1 protein-coding gene is annotated in these 1,138 nt (G+C 45.8%); it reads right to left on the minus strand.

The genetic code is table 11. The features are described from left to right. Positions 1-187 precede the first annotated feature (187 nt). Positions 188-1,075, minus strand: coding sequence for an NrfD/PsrC family molybdoenzyme membrane anchor subunit (gene nrfD, locus Q0460_RS08095; protein ID WP_299086274.1), 888 nt, complete (start codon positions 1,073-1,075; stop codon positions 188-190). Positions 1,076-1,138: the final 63 nt, after the last annotated feature.

Genomic DNA, 1,138 nt, shown 5'->3' on the forward strand with positions numbered 1-1,138 from the left:
AATATAGGAGATGCTTCATTTAATGAGATATTAAATGATGATACGGGAATATTGAGCGATGAAGATAAAAAGTTTATAGAGTCAAAAGTAATACTTCAAATTAGCGAAAATCAGAGCACCTGGCTTTTTGGTCAAAAATTTGACTAGCATATTTTAAGGTAAAGCAATAAAGCTTTACCTTAATGACCTAAAATATATAGACCGCGCCAAGCACGATAAACGCTCTTAGGCAGAAGCCGCCCACAAGCACGCCGTATTCGTTATAAACACAGCTTTTTACCTCCTCGCCGCCGTGCGCGCAGACGCTACCGTCTGCATTCACGCTGCAGCTGCGAAGCATAAATTTGCTTCCGCCTAGCAGTGGCAGAGCAAGCCCAAACACGACAAAGCCTATCCAAAACATCGGCGCAAGCGAGCCGCTGACTATCTTAGTTACGCTAGCCATGCCCGCAGCCTCGCTTCTTACGCTAGCAAATAGCGCTAGCACCGCAACAATCTCAAGCGCGACTATCACGACATGAAATTTATGCGCGCAGTGGCTTAGCCCGTGCCCCGCATTTAGCGTAGCGGCAGCATTTGCGCTAAGCCCTGTAGAGATCGCGGAGATCGTAAATAAAATCGGTAGCCACACGCTAGCCCAAAGCGGGATCGCCTTTACGACGTAAAGCAGTAGCCCGGTATATCCCATCACTCCAAGCGCCAAAATAGCTCCGAGCGTGAGCATCATATCGCAAATTTTACCGCTCTTTTTGATCTGCAAAAGCACTAAAACGCTAATTACGATGAAAAACGTAAGCAGGTATGTGCCTATGCTCATCATCGATACCGGGCGCGTGTAGAGCTGTAAAATTTTAAGAGGATTTATCGCGGCGCTCGGTGCCAAGTCAAATAGCAAAAGTGCAGTTCCTATTATCACTGCTACTGGTGCTAGCAGAAAGCCGAACTTATAAAACCTCTCGTTTAATGAGCCCAAAAAGCCCTTGTAAGCCAAAGCCGAGCACAAAAATGCCCCGGCGCCTAAACCGCCTAAAAACAAATAGATGACTATGAGCCATCCCCAAGTCGTCTGTACCATTGTCATTCCTTTAAATTTTTAAAAATTTCAGGATCTTTTAGCGTCCTTTTCAGCGCATCAATC

The organism is uncultured Campylobacter sp. (genome assembly GCF_937980635.1).
GTDB lineage: Bacteria > Campylobacterota > Campylobacteria > Campylobacterales > Campylobacteraceae > Campylobacter_B.